Genomic DNA, 14,453 nt, shown 5'->3' with positions numbered 1-14,453 from the left:
TGATCGTTGCGAATACCTCTGCCGAGATACGTTCTTATGCCAGTTTCGCTCGCAGGAATTCTCGGTTCAATCGCGCAATATGCGTGACTAAGATTCCTTTCGGGCACTCGGCTTCGCATGCATAATTGTTGGAACAATTGCCGAAGCCTTCCTTATCCATTTGCAGTACCATTTTCTGAACGCGTTCTTTTCTTTCAACCTGTCCTTGCGGCAGTAATGCAAACTGTGAAACCTTTGCCGCCACAAAAAGCATTGCAGAAGAATTCGGGCATGCTGCAATGCATGCTCCACATCCGATGCACGCCGCCGCATCCATCGCTTCTTCCGCATTCGCTTTCGTCACAGGAGTTGAGTTCGCATCCGGTGCGCCGCCGGTTCGTGCCGAGATAAATCCGCCCGCCTGCATAATTCTATCCATTGCAGTTCGATCGACAACCAAATCTTTAATCACGGGGAATGGCTGTGCACGCCATGGTTCTACAGTCAATGTTTGTCCTTCATCGAATGTCCGCATGCGCACATCGCATGTCGCCTGTTTGCGGCCAGGACCATGCGCGCGCCCGTTGATCATGAGGCCACAGCTGCCGCAGATGCCTTCGCGGCAATCGTGGTCAAATGCAACAGGGTCTTTATCTTGAAGCACCAGTTGATTATTCAGTACATCCAACATTTCTAGAAATGATGCATCCGGCGATATATTCTGCACTTCGTACATTTCAAAACGCCCTGCATCCTCCTGTTTTTTCTGACGCCATATCTTTAATGTGAAGTTCATAGGATTAAGAGTTATTAGTTTTAAGTTTTGAATTTTTAGTTTTGAGTTACGAGTATCGAGTTACTCATTACTGGCTACTCGTTACTGCTTTCTATTTATAGCTGCGTTCAGAGGGTTTCACATATTCAAACGTGAGCGGTTCTTTGTTGAGCTTTGGTTTTTTGTGAGCCTTGGTGTATTCCCAAGCTGACACGTATGCAAACTTCTTATCGTTCCGAAGTGCTTCGCCTTCAGGTGTTTGATATTCTTCGCGGAAATGGCCGCCGCATGATTCATTCCGTTCCAGCGCGTCGAGCGCCAGCAATTCCGCCAATTCCATAAAATCGGCAATGCGCCCGGCTTTTTCCAGTTCGATATTGATATTGTCAGTCTCGCCGATGACTTTGGCATCATGCCAAAATTCATCCCTGATTTCCGGAATGAGCTTTAACGCTTTCTTCAACCCTTTTTCGCTGCGCCCCATGCCGACAAAATCCCACATAACCTTACCGAGTTTTTTATGAATTTCGCTTACAGGTTGTTTGCCGTTGATAGCAAGAAGTTGCTTCACTCGTTCGGCAACATCAGTGTTGACTTTCTTGAATTCAGGATGATCGGTTGCTAGAGATTTGAATTTTGTTTTCGCCAGATAATCTCCCATGGTGTATGGAAGAATGAAATACCCATCGGCTAATCCTTGCATGAGCGCGCTGGCTCCAAGCCGGTTCGCGCCGTGATCTGAGAAATTCGCTTCACCGATAACAAATAAACCGGGAATCGTGCTCATAAGATTGTAGTCAACCCATAATCCACCCATTGTATAGTGAACAGCGGGATAAATGCGCATAGGTACGGCATAGGGATCTTCGGCAGTAATTTCGTGATACATATCGAAAAGGTTGCCGTACTTTTCTTCAATCCAATGTTTACTATTGCGTTTCATGGCGTCTGCGAAATCAAGATATACTGCCATCTTTGTTTTACCGACGCCAAAACCTTTATCGCATATTTCTTTTGCACGGCGTGAAGCAACATCGCGCGGAACCAAATTACCGAATGAAGGATAGAGACGTTCGAGATAATAATCACGTTCATCTTCTGGAATTTGAGATGGTATGCGTGTGTCACCGGATTTCTTCGGAACCCAAATGCGTCCATCATTACGCAAGCTTTCGCTCATAAGCGTTAACTTGGATTGATAATCACCACCAACCGGAATGCACGTTGGGTGAATTTGTGTGAAGCAAGGATTCGCGAACAGTGCGCCTTTCTTATACGCTCGCCAGATTGCCGTGGCATTGCTCGCCTTTGCCATCGTAGAAAGATAAAACGTGTTGCCATAACCGCCAGTAGCAAGCACAACTGCATCCGCCACATACGATTCGATTGCGCCTGTCTTCAAATTTCGACAGACGATACCGCGAGCCTTTTCATCTACGACGACAAGATCCAACATCTCGCGCCGGTCGTAAAACTTCACGCCACCCGCACCAATTTGACGGCTCAACGCAGAATATGCACCAAGCAATAGCTGCTGACCAGTCTGGCCGCGGGCATAAAATGTTCGCGATACTTGTGCGCCGCCGAATGAACGCGTATCTAAATAACCTGCGTAGTCACGAGCAAACGGAACACCCTGTGCGACGCATTGGTCGATGATACTGCCGCTCACCTCAGCGAGCCGGTATACGTTTGCTTCACGCGCCCGGTAATCACCGCCTTTTAAAGTATCATAGAATAAGCGATAAACACTGTCGCCATCATTGGCATAATTCTTCGGTGCATTAATGCCGCCCTGTGCCGCAATGCTGTGCGCTCGCCGCGGCGATTCGTGGTACGAGAACGCCAGCACGTTGTAGCCAAGTTCGGCAAGCGAAGCCGCAGCAGAAGCACCGGCCAAGCCAGTTCCAACTACTATAACGGAATATTTGCGCCTGTTCGATGGATTAACCAGCTTCATATTGAAGCGATGATTGGACCATTTCTTTTCAATCGGCCCGCCGGGAATTTTGGAGTCAAGCGTCATAGTCAATGAACTCCCATAATCACGTAGAAACAGCTTGTTGATAAAAAAAGAAATAAACAGGAATTACCGCATAACCCAGCGGAATGAGAAACCAGAAAATGAATGCCAGCATATCAAGAAACGGCGCATAGGTTTTATTCCGAAGACCGAGAGTTTGGAATGCCGATTGGAATCCATGCCGCAGATGATACCCGAGCACGAGTAAAGCAACAAGATAAAATGCATCATACCAGGGATTTGAAAACGCCTGCATCACCAGCTCATAATTTGAGACTTTCTCTGCGGCAAATCGAGAAGGAATAAAGAATGATTTTAGATGAATGTAAAGAAAGATTCCGATCACACTGCCAGTCCAAATTGTTGTACGGGATGCGAGAGGTGAGTTATCTTTCAACCGGAAGAATTTGTATTTGACCGGCCGGGTCATCCGGTTCTTGATCCATAGAATGACGCCAAGGATTGCATGACCGATCATACCGAGGAAGAGAAATATTTCTATGAAACGAATGACCGGATTGGAAACGAGAAAATCACCGTATGCTTCATACGTTTTTCCGCCGTCATTCGCAAACAGTAGAAGGTTACCTACGAGGTGTTCTACAAGAAAAGTAATCAGGAACAATCCTGTGAGGCTCATCAGTACTTTCTTGCCAATAGATGAGTAATAGAATTCGAGGATGCTGTTCATAGAGGATGACTCTGTGTGGTTAAACAACAGTTACATTAAGCGAGTGTTTAATTCATAACCATTAATTATCAGTAAATTAACTGTTGAGAGTGTAGGGAAGATTCTTGGAAAAAGCAACGGAAGAGTAATGAATATTTATTGCTTTCCATTTTAAGACAGAATTTTTTGATTATCGGTCTGTGCTCATTCCTTACCATCCTTTATGTGTATATCTTCGTCAATAGTAGAATGAATTCTCAAAAGAATGAGGCGCTTATACGGTAAGAAGATATCGAGATTGTGCAGGAAAGTTCAAGCTGTTGCTTTAAAATCCATATGACAGACCGGCTTGAACCGAAACGCCGGAATAACTGACGGAGAAATTATTCAGCAGACGTCCTTTGGAATCACGAAAATCATCTAAATTGAGGTAGCGATAACCAAATTCAACTGTAAAGCTGAAAGCGCCGCTGATGGGTGTAACTTGCTGCAAATCCATGCGAAATCCATATCCTTCGCCGGTATAGGAAGTTTTAGAAGAACCATACGCATCCATATCCGTTGTGGTAGCCAATGAAGCATAAGCATACACAAATCCGATTTCCATCTTCACTGTTGTCTTGGGAATATAACTTCCGGTATTGATCGAAAGAGGATAAAGAGAATAGTTGGATGTGAACGATGCGTTAAACTTTCGAGCAATATTCCCCGCATGATCGGTCACCGTTCCAATGTATGAAAACGTTCGAGAAACCGTAATATATTCACCTCGAACAGAAAAGAAGGTTGGCATATTTTTGGGACGGAATGAGAACCACGCCGTCCATTGAGCAACTGTCTTTACCGGAGCTTGCGATTCATTGAACGCAGAATTATTGAATTCTATCTGATTGTTGATCGCTTCCGGATTAAGAAATGTCGCCCCACCTGAAACGCCAAGACTGAAAACCGGGGTTGGTACAGATGAAAAGAGTGTATCGACTTCTGATCGTTGGACAAAGATCGTATCTCGTTCTTGTTGTTGCGCGGAAACGATTGACACTGCAAATATCAATATTATCAAACTCTTTTTCATATCCCTTTGCTATTCCTTGATTGCAGTGATACGAAGGATAGTGGTTTGCGGAGTATATCCCCGCATTTCAATGATATACAATCCTGAAGGAACTGCAATTCCCTTATAATCCAGGCCATCCCATTTGGTTGTGTATGCTCCAGGCGGATTGGAAGAATTATTTACAAGAATCCGTATATCATTTCGGAAGAGATCGTAGACAACGATCGTTACGAGAGAATTCGAACCTCCGGTGAATGGAACATCATACTTGATTTGAGTTGTGTCTGCAAAGGGATTGGGATAATTTTGATAGAGGGCAAATGCAAGTGGTATTGGTCCGCTTCCAACTTGAGGCCCGGTAGTTGCCATCGTGCATGAAATAAAAGCAAGAAGCGGCAACGCTATACAAATTTGGATACATATATTAAAATTCTTTTTCATCGAGAGAAATTCTATCACATGTGTGCTTCACGCAGCGGCAATGCATACCTGCCCCAAGAACATAGTGCGTTGATACTGATGGTATTAAAAAAGTGCATAAATAAATGGCGCAAGAGCTGAACCTTCCGTTAAGATTATGAGTGTACCCATAAGAACCAAGATAATAATGAGAGGTGCAAGCCACCATTTTTTTTGCATGCGCATAAACGCCCAAAACTCTCCCAAGAGTGAAACCACAGATTTTAGCCTTTTCAGAATTTTTGACATTCCTATTCCTTTCATGAATAGAGATTAATCAAGTGCAAACGTTTCGCTTATCTGCATCTGATACCCTGATTCTTTGATTTTCCGTTTATCCAAAATAAAGCTGCCAAGGATAAGATAATCCATGTCGGTTCGCAAAAAGCATTTGATTGCATCGAACGGTGTGCAAACGATAGGCTCACCACGGACATTAAACGATGTATTAATAATAACCGGACAGTTTGTGAGTTTTTCAAATTCGCCAATGAGATCATAATATAATGGATGATCGTCACGTGTAATGGTTTGAAGGCGAGCTGAGCCGTCGACGTGCGTCACTGCCGGAATTGTTCTCCGATCAGGTCTCACTTGCGCAACAAACAACATATAGGGGCTGGGTTGATCAAACTCGAAATAGTCTTTCATTCTTTCCAATATCACTGTCGGTGCAAATGGACGAAAACTCTCTCGAAATTTGATTTTTAAATTTACACGTGAATAGTTTTCTGGATTTCGTGCATCTGCTAAAATACTGCGTGCACCTAACGAGCGTGGTCCAAATTCCATACGACCTTGGAACCATCCCACAACTTGTTGATCAGCGATCAGTTGAGCAGTGCGTTTTAAAAGATTCTCGCTGCTCAGTCGCTCGCCTCCAAGATTCAACTGGTTTAATACCTGCTCAATAGTTTCATCGGAATATTCCGGCCCTAAAAAATTATGACTCCAAGTATAGGTGCGCTCATTCTTCAACAACATGTTATAAATATAAAACGCAGCTCCAACAGATCCGCCAGCGTCTCCCGCCGCAGGTTGTATAAACATTTTTTTAAACCCAGACGAAGCAAGTACTTTACTATTGGAAACACAGTTGAGTGCGACGCCTCCCGCAAGACATAAATTATCGCTTCCGGTTTTCTTGTGAAGGTCGGTTGTCATGCGCAGCATTATTTCATCAGTGACATACTGAATAGAGGCGGCAACATCTTTATGGAACTGCGTTAATGCAGATTCCGGAGTTCGCGGCGGCACACCGAAAAGATTATGGAAACGATTATTGGTCATCGTCAGACCATAATCATACGCAAAGTATTTCATATTCAAACGAAAACTTCCATCATCCTTCAGGGATACAAGTTCCTTTAAGATAAGATCAGCAAACACCGGTTTTCCATACGGCGCCAGCCCCATAACTTTATATTCAGCACTATTGACTCGAAATCCAAGATAGTAGGTAAATGCTGAATACAAGAGCCCGAGCGAATGCGGAAAATGAATGCTCTCCGTCAACGTAAGAGTTTTGTCATTTCCTATGCCCATAGTCGTCGTTTCCCATTCACCGACTCCATCCGCAGTAAGAATTGCTGCTTCAGTAAATGGGGAAACAAAAAATGCACTCGCGGCATGAGAGAGATGATGTTCTACGAACAAGAGTTTTGCAGTGTCACCCAGTTCCTCTCTCATCTTCTGTGGAATCCACAGTTTTTCTTTCAACCAAATCGGCATCGCTTTCAGAAAAGAAGGTAAGCTTTTCGGAAAAGTTGCTACATACGTCGTCAGTATTCGCTCAAACTTGGTAAACGGCTTATCGTAGAATCCTATGTAATCAAGATCCTGTGCTTGAATGCCTCCTTCTTGCATGCAATAGCGAATTGCATTTGTCGGGAAATCTTGATCGTGCTTTTTTCTTGTGAACCGTTCTTCATGGGCAGCGGCAACGAGAATGCCGTCTTTAATAAGAGCTGCCGCAGAATCATGATAGAAACAGGATATGCCGAGAATATTCATAGTATGCCAGATTAAAATTGAAATTTGGAGCGGTCGAGAGTCTGTTCACTTGTTACCCTGGATTGCCAGTACGATGCTTGATCATAATCCATTTTCTTCTGCAAAAGATCTTTTCGAAAAAGTCTCACAATGATCGACATAATCCCAATGACAACAAAATACACAAGAAAGAGCAGCAAAATCGTATTTGCCTTGCCAAGCGTATGTGCAAATAGTAACCACAGTCGTTTGAGTGTTCGAAAAATATTCTTCATCTCATCCTCATTTTCTAAAATACTCCAGCAGGTGTGTCTACGATAAATCGTCGTCATTCATAAATATTGCCACGACCCTTGCCAAGGGCATCCCTTTCGAGACAGGTCGTGGTTTGAATATCTTAAATAAATCTGGGCTTCAGCCGAAAACGGTTTGAAATGTGGCTAACGCCGATGCTGCTTCCTTTTATCCATCCACGATGTTAACTAAATTCTTATTTCAAATTGAGACATCCTAAGACAATTTATGAATTAAATAATCCAAATGTCCTTATTTCATCAGAATCATCCTTTGTGTCCTATGAAAATTTCCAGCTTTCATTCTATAAAAATAAATACCGCTGCTTAAATTGCTTCTATTGAATTTTACAGCATATCTTCCGGCATTCTGTTCTCTATCTACCAATGTTGCCACATCACGCCCCAATAAATCATAGATTTTTAATTCAACATGGCAATATAATGAAAGCTCATAGTTCATTGATGTTTCCGGATTGAATGGGTGAGGATAGTTTTGGTCCAGCTTACTCACAAGAGGAATCAGGCTTTTATCTTCTGCGACCACCAGTGACGAGCTTGTCCAATTATAGACATCCATTGGAGCGAAAGGTTGAAGTATTCCTTTATCGACAGATTCTATCGTTCCGGAACGATATGATATTGTGCCAGTGTCGCTACTGGAATAATATGCTGCGTCTAACTCTACAATAATTGTTGTGCTGTCATTGTGTTTCAAGGAAAGAGTTGCCGTTGCAACTAGTGGAACATGATTTCTTGTAAAAACAAAAGACGCCTGCTCAGTAGATGGATTTTTCATTTTTATTAAACGTCAACTCAAAATGTCTCGCATAGAAGTTATAATTGCTGACAGACACTGTGGAGAAGATCCTGGGGGAAAATCATCCATGGAAGTTATTCCAAATCCGTACGTATAAAGAAGATGATAGTTTTCATCACTAAAATTTATTGGAATCCGTTGATCGATTGGAAGAGTACTTTCCTGATAAGGAAATGGTTGAGCTGTTAGTAATGGAACTAAAGAAAATAACAGGAATGCTGTTAAAGTGAAGTAAGTTTTTTTCATATACGATCTTTTGCCGTCAAAATAATCTACTGTCGCAAATTTCCTTATCAGTTATTACTGATTTAATAATTGTTGCCATGAATCATCCTTTATTTCATCACGTTTCGTAGAATTCACAAGGAGGTATTCATTAAATCCTATAAGATCAACAAAGTCGAACTCAACACCGCCTTCTATTTGATGATAATTCCAGATTTCGTACGGTTTGCGATCCATCGAGTAGGTAAATCTTTGTATTTCATCAGGTTCTCCATAGAGAATAAGAACTCTACCTCGATCTGTCCGCCATCCTTCCTTAGCCTGTGTCTTATAGCGCTGATTGGCAGTCTCAACTCTTTGCATATAGATAGATCTTGTAAGGTTTAAACGTCCAAGTTCTTCTCTCTCAATTCTCGTCCAAAATTTTTGCATAAACTCTTGACGTGCTCCCAGTGTCGTTAATTTATCGAATGCATTGTTATCCTCGGATTGTGTAATATACTTTGCAACTCGAAACTCTTCGGCAAGATCCTCCAAAGAGAACCCAGCATACACAGCGCTTCCTTCTGAAAGTGGCTGAGCTTGCGCTGATTGGACATTGGGATTGTAGAGAAAAATAGGCCGATGTGATTTGGCAATTTCGTTGCCAAGTGTATCGGAAAGGATAATAACGTAGTTGTATTTTCCTGAACTAATCGAAGTAACATTCAACGTTGTTACATCCACGACGTTGGGAATTGAGAATCGACGGAGATGCGTTCGCTGCTTCTTTACATCACCCTTCGAATCTACAATTTGTGCTTTGATTGAATACGTCATTCCCTTCTTCAGATTATAGAATTCCATATACGTGAGCACCAGAGGAAAAGTCGTTGAGCCATAAACACAATTCGGATTAGGAATCACTCGATATGTATTTTTATAGAAAACATCTTTTTGATCTGAAGATTCGGTGATGCTTGAGCATAATTCGATATCACTAAGAGCAATTGTGTCGGGTCTCTTGATGATATCGATGAAGAACATTGAACTATCCCGTCGTGATCTATTGGAAGCATCAACACCCAAGACAGAGACTTTATAGAGGCCACATCGTAAAGTATATGTTGCGTTATTAACCATCGATTTTGTTTTAGCGAGAGCAACAGAATCGATAAAATTCATTGGAATCGTAAACCGATCTGTGTTAACAAATACTCCGCTTGATGTATCCTGAATGGTAATACTCAATTCGATTTTCCCATGATAGCCCAGGGAATCTTGCGTAAGTATAGTAAGATTCGGATAGACTGCGGTGGATATTTCTACAAACATTGTAGAATCGTTTTGCCAAAACCGACTATAATCGACATTAAGAACAAAGCGATTCTGTACATGAGATTGAGTTTGCGATTGCATTTGAAGACTTAGCAGACAGAATGAGAGAACATAATACATATACAAACGTATGTTTTTCATATACTTATATTTTCCTAATTATGAAAAATCTTTCGTCAATAAAATATTGAAAAATGATAACTCCATCTTCTCTTATATAATATACTCTTTTTCTCCTCACTGAACCGTCGCCGTTTTCTTAGAGAAGTCATCAAATGTCATGTGGTTCGATTCCTCAGTACAATTCGTGCTTTTTATCACAATGCATACTACTCGTCTTTGTACTATTGTCGTTCACGTACCGAGGTTAACTTCTCCCGCTATAAATTTTTCCTTCATTTAAATCTGGAATCTCGTGCTCGCTCAATAATTTTCCATCCCAATCCAGATTTTTCACGTCTTTGTATGCGTTTTTCAGATTATTTCGATGGTGGTGTACTATTTTTTATGAGCGACTGAATTCGCATTTTCTTAAGATAGTCGAAATAGTTAGAATGAGGAGCTAAATTTTGCAGCCGACGAAAATACACTTCTCCATTCTTCCATTGACCGTCCGAATAATAGGCACGACATAAATTAAATACTACCTGAGTATCTAATAAATCTGCTTTTAATAAAAACGAAATGGCTTCTTTATAATCATTCTCCATCAACGCCACTTGTCCAATCCACTTATATGCAAAATAGTTCCCCTTATATTTTAGCGACGTGCGCAACAAGTGTGAGGCTTTATCATATTCTTTTTCTTCAAGAAGAACGGCTGCGGCCTTTTGATAGAATTCTATTTCATGAGGAATTGATGTAATGAGCGCATTATATTCTAAAAAAGCTTTATCAAGAATACCCTGTTTTTTATAGTAATTGCCTAATTCCATATGGCCTGATTCGAGGCTATAATTTGCAGTTTGAATAACGTGAAAGGCTATTTTTTCAATCTGAGTAGCTGGTCGAAAATATTTGAGAAACTGATTGGGCAGAGATTTCGGTTGGAATGGCCAGCTCCCTTTTAGCTGCTGAATGACCAGCGCACTATACACACTATCTAATTCGGTCAATCCATGATTCCATTCTTGGTCAATACAATTCGAAGGCCATTCAGTACCAATCATTCGATTGTTTTGAATTGTTTCATAAAATGCTTTTGCTAAAAGAAAATAGCCTTTTATATTGGGATGTACATGTTCCAGGATCAAAGAACTCCCGATGAATGTATTCGGAGATTCCTTTTCAAAATACGATATTGCAGGTACAATCGGAATATTATATTTCTTCGCTAATTCCCTTAAGATTGAATTAAACTCTTCTGGTGCACGAAAACGCAACGCATCTAAGTCTTTTGCCAAATAATAATTTCGTTTGGCATTTTCATATTCACCATGTGCTTCTAATTGTTGTGCCAGAGTATATATTGATTTTGCCGATGGTCCTTCCTTACCCTCTATCGAGATGAATGGTTCTTGATCCCTTACATTGCTTACCAATTCACTCAGAACCACTTGTACACCACTTTTTTGAGCTCGTTGAAGAATAGCATCTATGTTTTCATGAAACTGCTTTTTTCCGTTTTCATAGAGTGAACTGCCATACGGAATAGTCTGTTCAGCAACGATTCTTTCCATCAAAGTAGCAGAAGGATCAACCTCGCTTCCTTTATAAAATATTCTACTAAACTGAATTCTTGTCCATTCGATACAATCGCGTAAGAGCAAAAACACTTTTATTGATTGAAGCTTCAAGTAGGCATTAATAAGCCATCGAAAATTGCCCAGGGATTGTGCTGATCCAACTCCCAATGCACCGTAATACTCATTATGACCTGTATAAATAAGTAATGCATCGGGTGATTGTTGAATGACTTCATCAACCAGATCTAAAAGTGTGTAGCTGTTGATAGCAGCCATCGCAACATTAATTACTTCAATACGCTTTTCAGGAAACGCATTTGAGAGAGCTCGCGCTAACACATTAGGGAAAGAAGCATTATTTCCATAAGGAAAACCTGCAGCACTGGATTCACCTAACACAAATATTCTATATCCATTCGAAGGTTTTTGCTTAAGAAATAATTGTTTGGGAGGTGTCGGTATGCTCGATTGCATGGAAAAATAACGTCGGGCAACATTCGGATTACAGCGGAGATATTCTCCATATCCATCCGGCCCTTCAATAAACAGATCGAGGTTTCCTCCGTAATGAAATACTCGAAGACCTATTTCAAGAAGCAGGATACATACGAATGGGAGTGTAACAGCCACTCCCATAAATATTCTCCTTTTCCGAGGAGACAGACTCAAAGCGGATGGAGGATCAATTTCTTTTTTCTTTTTCTTATCTTTCATTTAACCGAGTTCAACTTCTACAGTGTGAGTTTTCCCATCATTCAAAACTGGAATAACAGTACCGTTCAATAATTTTCCGTCTAGCTTCAGACTCTTCACGCCTTTGCAAACGTTCTTTGGGTTATGCACTGTAATATTATAAATACTGTTTCTAAACTTTCGAACGACATTATACTTTTTCCATGCACTTGGGATGCAAGGATCAATACGTAATCCGTTGTAATCTGGATGTACGCCGAGAATGTATTGAGAAAGAGCGACGAAAGACCAAGCCACTGTGCCTGTGAGCCAAGAATTTTTGCCTTCGCCTGGCGTAGGGGCGTCTTTGCCCGCGGTCATTTGACTATACACATAGGGCTCGGAACGGTAAATATCTATTTGATCTTCTTTCGTCGGAGGACAAATGCTCTTGTAATATTCCATAGCCTGATCTCCCCTGCCGATCATGGTTTCAGCAATTTGTATCCAAGTATTATTATGAGTAAAGATACCAGCATTTTCCTTATATCCGGGTGGATAGGAACTTACTTCACCTAAGTGCTCATAATATTTTTGGAAAGCTGGCTGCTGCAAGACGATTCCATTCGGTGTCGCTAAATGTTTCCGGACACTGTCTAACGCTTTTTTTGCATAGCCATTTTCTAATCCAGCACCGCCCAAAACACACCAGCCCTGGCTTTCAATAAATATTTTACCTTCTTCATTTTCTGATGAGCCAAGTTTTCTGCTAAAAGAATCATAAGCCCTGAGGAACCATTCACCATCCCATCCATGCTCATAAATCACCTTCCTCATATTTTCAGCTTGCTTCAGATACTCTTCGGCTTGTTCAGATTTTCCGGTGTTTTTTAGAATTTTCGCCATCTCTTCACAAGCTCTACAAAACAAACCAGCGATCATGACGGATTCGGCGACTTTATCATTTTCGATATGTCCTGCTAATTGGAAGCTTTCGCCTGGTGTCGTAGAGAAGCAATTCAGATTAAGGCAGTCATTCCAGTCAGCATGGCCAATAAGCGGCAAACCATGCGGTCCTCGGTGATTTAACGTATACTGTAGTGAGATAGTAAGATGATCAAGCATTGTTGCTGCTGAATTCTGAACATCCGCAAAACCGGTCTTTTCACTGAGAATACTGTAATCACCTGTTTCCTTCAGATAAGCCGCAACGGATAGAATCAGCCAGAGAGGATCATCGTTAAATCCACCACCTATATCAGCATTCCCTTTCTTGGTGAGCGGCTGATATTGATGAAAGCATGTGCCATCAGAAAGCTGTGTTCGTGCTAAATCCAACATCCGCTGACGTGCTCTGGCTGGTAAGATGTGCACGAATCCCAGAATATCTTGATTGCTGTCGCGATATCCCATTCCTCTGCCAATTCCGGATTCATATAAAGATGTTGAGCGCGACATGTTAAAAGTAACCATACATTGATATTGGTTCCAGATATTTGCCATCCGATTAACGATCGTATCAGGTGCATCAACCTGATACGTTGAGAACAAGTTTTCCCAATAATCTTTGTGTGTTTGAAATGCGGCCAGTACATCCGAAGTCTTCGAGTATTTCGCTTTCACTTCTTCAAATTCATCTTTTCTGATTTTTCCGTTCTCGAGAAATTTCTTTTCAGGCGGATTTTCCGCATACCCTAATAAGAAATTTATAGATTTTGATTCACCTGGTTTCAACTCCAGGTCTATTTGATGAACACCGATAGGCAACCATCCATATGCAATACTGTTCTTACAACTTCCCTGCATGACAGCTTGCGGTGCATCCAGTCCCTGATGCACACCTACAAATGCATCACGGCTGCTGTCAAAACCAGAGACGGGTTCGCTGGAAGAAAAATATCCATAATGATTTCTTCGTTCGCGATATTCTGTTTTGTGGAAAATGGTACCATTTTCTATTTCAACTTGACCGGTAGAATAATTTCTTTGAAAGTTGGTCATATCATCAAGAGCATCCCACAGACACCATTCAACAAAGCTCCACAACCGAATTTTTTTCAGTTTCTTTGAATGATTTGTTGCCTGCACATGCCAGATTTCATTTCTAGAACCCAACGGAATAAAAAATAATGAAGAAACCTCCAGCTCATTTTTTTGTCCGGTGATCTTCGTATATCCCAACCCATGACGGCATTCGTACTTATCAAGTGGAACACGCATAGGTTTCCACATTGGATTCCAAACTGAATCGCCGTCTTTGATATAGAGGTACCGGCCATTGCTATCCATGGGAATATTATTATACCGATAACGTGTCAAACGGCGAAGTTTTGCATCTTGATAAAAGCAATATCCTCCTGCCGTGTTGGAAATGATTCCAAAGAAATCGCTGGTGCCTAAGTAATTGATCCATGGTAAAGGTGTATCGGGAAGTGTTATTACGTATTCTTTTTGTTTATCATCAAAATATCCGTATTTCACTTTTA

At 41.3% G+C, this 14,453-nt stretch carries 12 protein-coding genes; all 12 read right to left on the bottom strand.

The annotated features are described in order from the left end of the window. Positions 1-34: 34 nt before the first annotated feature. Complete coding sequence (locus tag NTX44_10695; GenBank protein MCX6122067.1) at positions 35-775, bottom strand: succinate dehydrogenase/fumarate reductase iron-sulfur subunit; 741 nt, start codon at positions 773-775, stop codon at positions 35-37. A gap of 91 nt (positions 776-866) precedes the next feature. After that, positions 867-2,780, bottom strand: coding sequence for a fumarate reductase/succinate dehydrogenase flavoprotein subunit (locus NTX44_10690; protein MCX6122066.1), 1,914 nt, complete (start codon positions 2,778-2,780; stop codon positions 867-869). A gap of 19 nt (positions 2,781-2,799) precedes the next feature. Then, positions 2,800-3,468: a succinate dehydrogenase cytochrome b subunit gene (locus NTX44_10685; protein ID MCX6122065.1), complete on the bottom strand. Its 669-nt coding sequence runs from the start codon at positions 3,466-3,468 to the stop codon at positions 2,800-2,802. A gap of 304 nt (positions 3,469-3,772) precedes the next feature. Next, complete coding sequence (locus NTX44_10680; protein MCX6122064.1) at positions 3,773-4,522, bottom strand: hypothetical protein; 750 nt, start codon at positions 4,520-4,522, stop codon at positions 3,773-3,775. A 9-nt stretch (positions 4,523-4,531) separates the two neighbouring features. Then, a complete protein-coding gene (locus NTX44_10675; protein MCX6122063.1) occupies positions 4,532-4,945 on the bottom strand; it encodes a hypothetical protein in 414 nt (137 codons plus the stop codon). A gap of 84 nt (positions 4,946-5,029) precedes the next feature. Further along, the gene (locus NTX44_10670) at positions 5,030-5,212 is read right to left on the bottom strand and encodes a DUF5989 family protein (protein ID MCX6122062.1); all 183 of its coding nucleotides are present in this window, start codon (positions 5,210-5,212) and stop codon (positions 5,030-5,032) included. A gap of 24 nt (positions 5,213-5,236) precedes the next feature. Beyond that, entirely contained in the window at positions 5,237-6,976 is a 1,740-nt protein-coding gene (locus NTX44_10665) for a carbamoyltransferase (GenBank protein ID MCX6122061.1), read from the bottom strand. An 11-nt stretch (positions 6,977-6,987) separates the two neighbouring features. Further along, on the bottom strand, positions 6,988-7,230 hold the full coding sequence (locus tag NTX44_10660; GenBank protein ID MCX6122060.1) for a hypothetical protein: 243 nt from the start codon (positions 7,228-7,230) through the stop codon (positions 6,988-6,990). A gap of 271 nt (positions 7,231-7,501) precedes the next feature. Then, entirely contained in the window at positions 7,502-8,047 is a 546-nt protein-coding gene (locus NTX44_10655) for a T9SS type A sorting domain-containing protein (GenBank protein MCX6122059.1), read from the bottom strand. A gap of 321 nt (positions 8,048-8,368) precedes the next feature. Next, entirely contained in the window at positions 8,369-9,751 is a 1,383-nt protein-coding gene (locus NTX44_10650) for a GWxTD domain-containing protein (protein MCX6122058.1), read from the bottom strand. 338 nt (positions 9,752-10,089) lie between these two features. After that, entirely contained in the window at positions 10,090-11,925 is a 1,836-nt protein-coding gene (locus NTX44_10645) for a GDSL-type esterase/lipase family protein (GenBank protein MCX6122057.1), read from the bottom strand. 84 nt (positions 11,926-12,009) lie between these two features. After that, entirely contained in the window at positions 12,010-14,448 is a 2,439-nt protein-coding gene (locus tag NTX44_10640) for a glycosyl transferase (protein ID MCX6122056.1), read from the bottom strand. Positions 14,449-14,453 lie beyond the last annotated feature (5 nt).

The sequence above is a fragment of the Ignavibacteriales bacterium genome (assembly GCA_026390575.1).
Taxonomy (GTDB): Bacteria; Bacteroidota; Ignavibacteria; order UBA10030; family UBA10030; genus Fen-1298.
Note: the sequence above shows the minus strand (reverse complement) of the source record. Positions and strands in the feature narration are given on the sequence as shown.

Coding starts and splice junctions, on each gene's coding strand:
- NTX44_10695 (MCX6122067.1), bottom strand. CDS start 775: ATGAACTTCACATTAAAGATATGGCGTCAGAAAAAACAGGAGGATGCA.
- NTX44_10690 (MCX6122066.1), bottom strand. CDS start 2,780: ATGACGCTTGACTCCAAAATTCCCGGCGGGCCGATTGAAAAGAAATGG.
- NTX44_10685 (MCX6122065.1), bottom strand. CDS start 3,468: ATGAACAGCATCCTCGAATTCTATTACTCATCTATTGGCAAGAAAGTA.
- NTX44_10680 (MCX6122064.1), bottom strand. CDS start 4,522: ATGAAAAAGAGTTTGATAATATTGATATTTGCAGTGTCAATCGTTTCC.
- NTX44_10675 (MCX6122063.1), bottom strand. CDS start 4,945: ATGAAAAAGAATTTTAATATATGTATCCAAATTTGTATAGCGTTGCCG.
- NTX44_10670 (MCX6122062.1), bottom strand. CDS start 5,212: ATGTCAAAAATTCTGAAAAGGCTAAAATCTGTGGTTTCACTCTTGGGA.
- NTX44_10665 (MCX6122061.1), bottom strand. CDS start 6,976: ATGAATATTCTCGGCATATCCTGTTTCTATCATGATTCTGCGGCAGCT.
- NTX44_10660 (MCX6122060.1), bottom strand. CDS start 7,230: ATGAAGAATATTTTTCGAACACTCAAACGACTGTGGTTACTATTTGCA.
- NTX44_10655 (MCX6122059.1), bottom strand. CDS start 8,047: ATGAAAAATCCATCTACTGAGCAGGCGTCTTTTGTTTTTACAAGAAAT.
- NTX44_10650 (MCX6122058.1), bottom strand. CDS start 9,751: ATGAAAAACATACGTTTGTATATGTATTATGTTCTCTCATTCTGTCTG.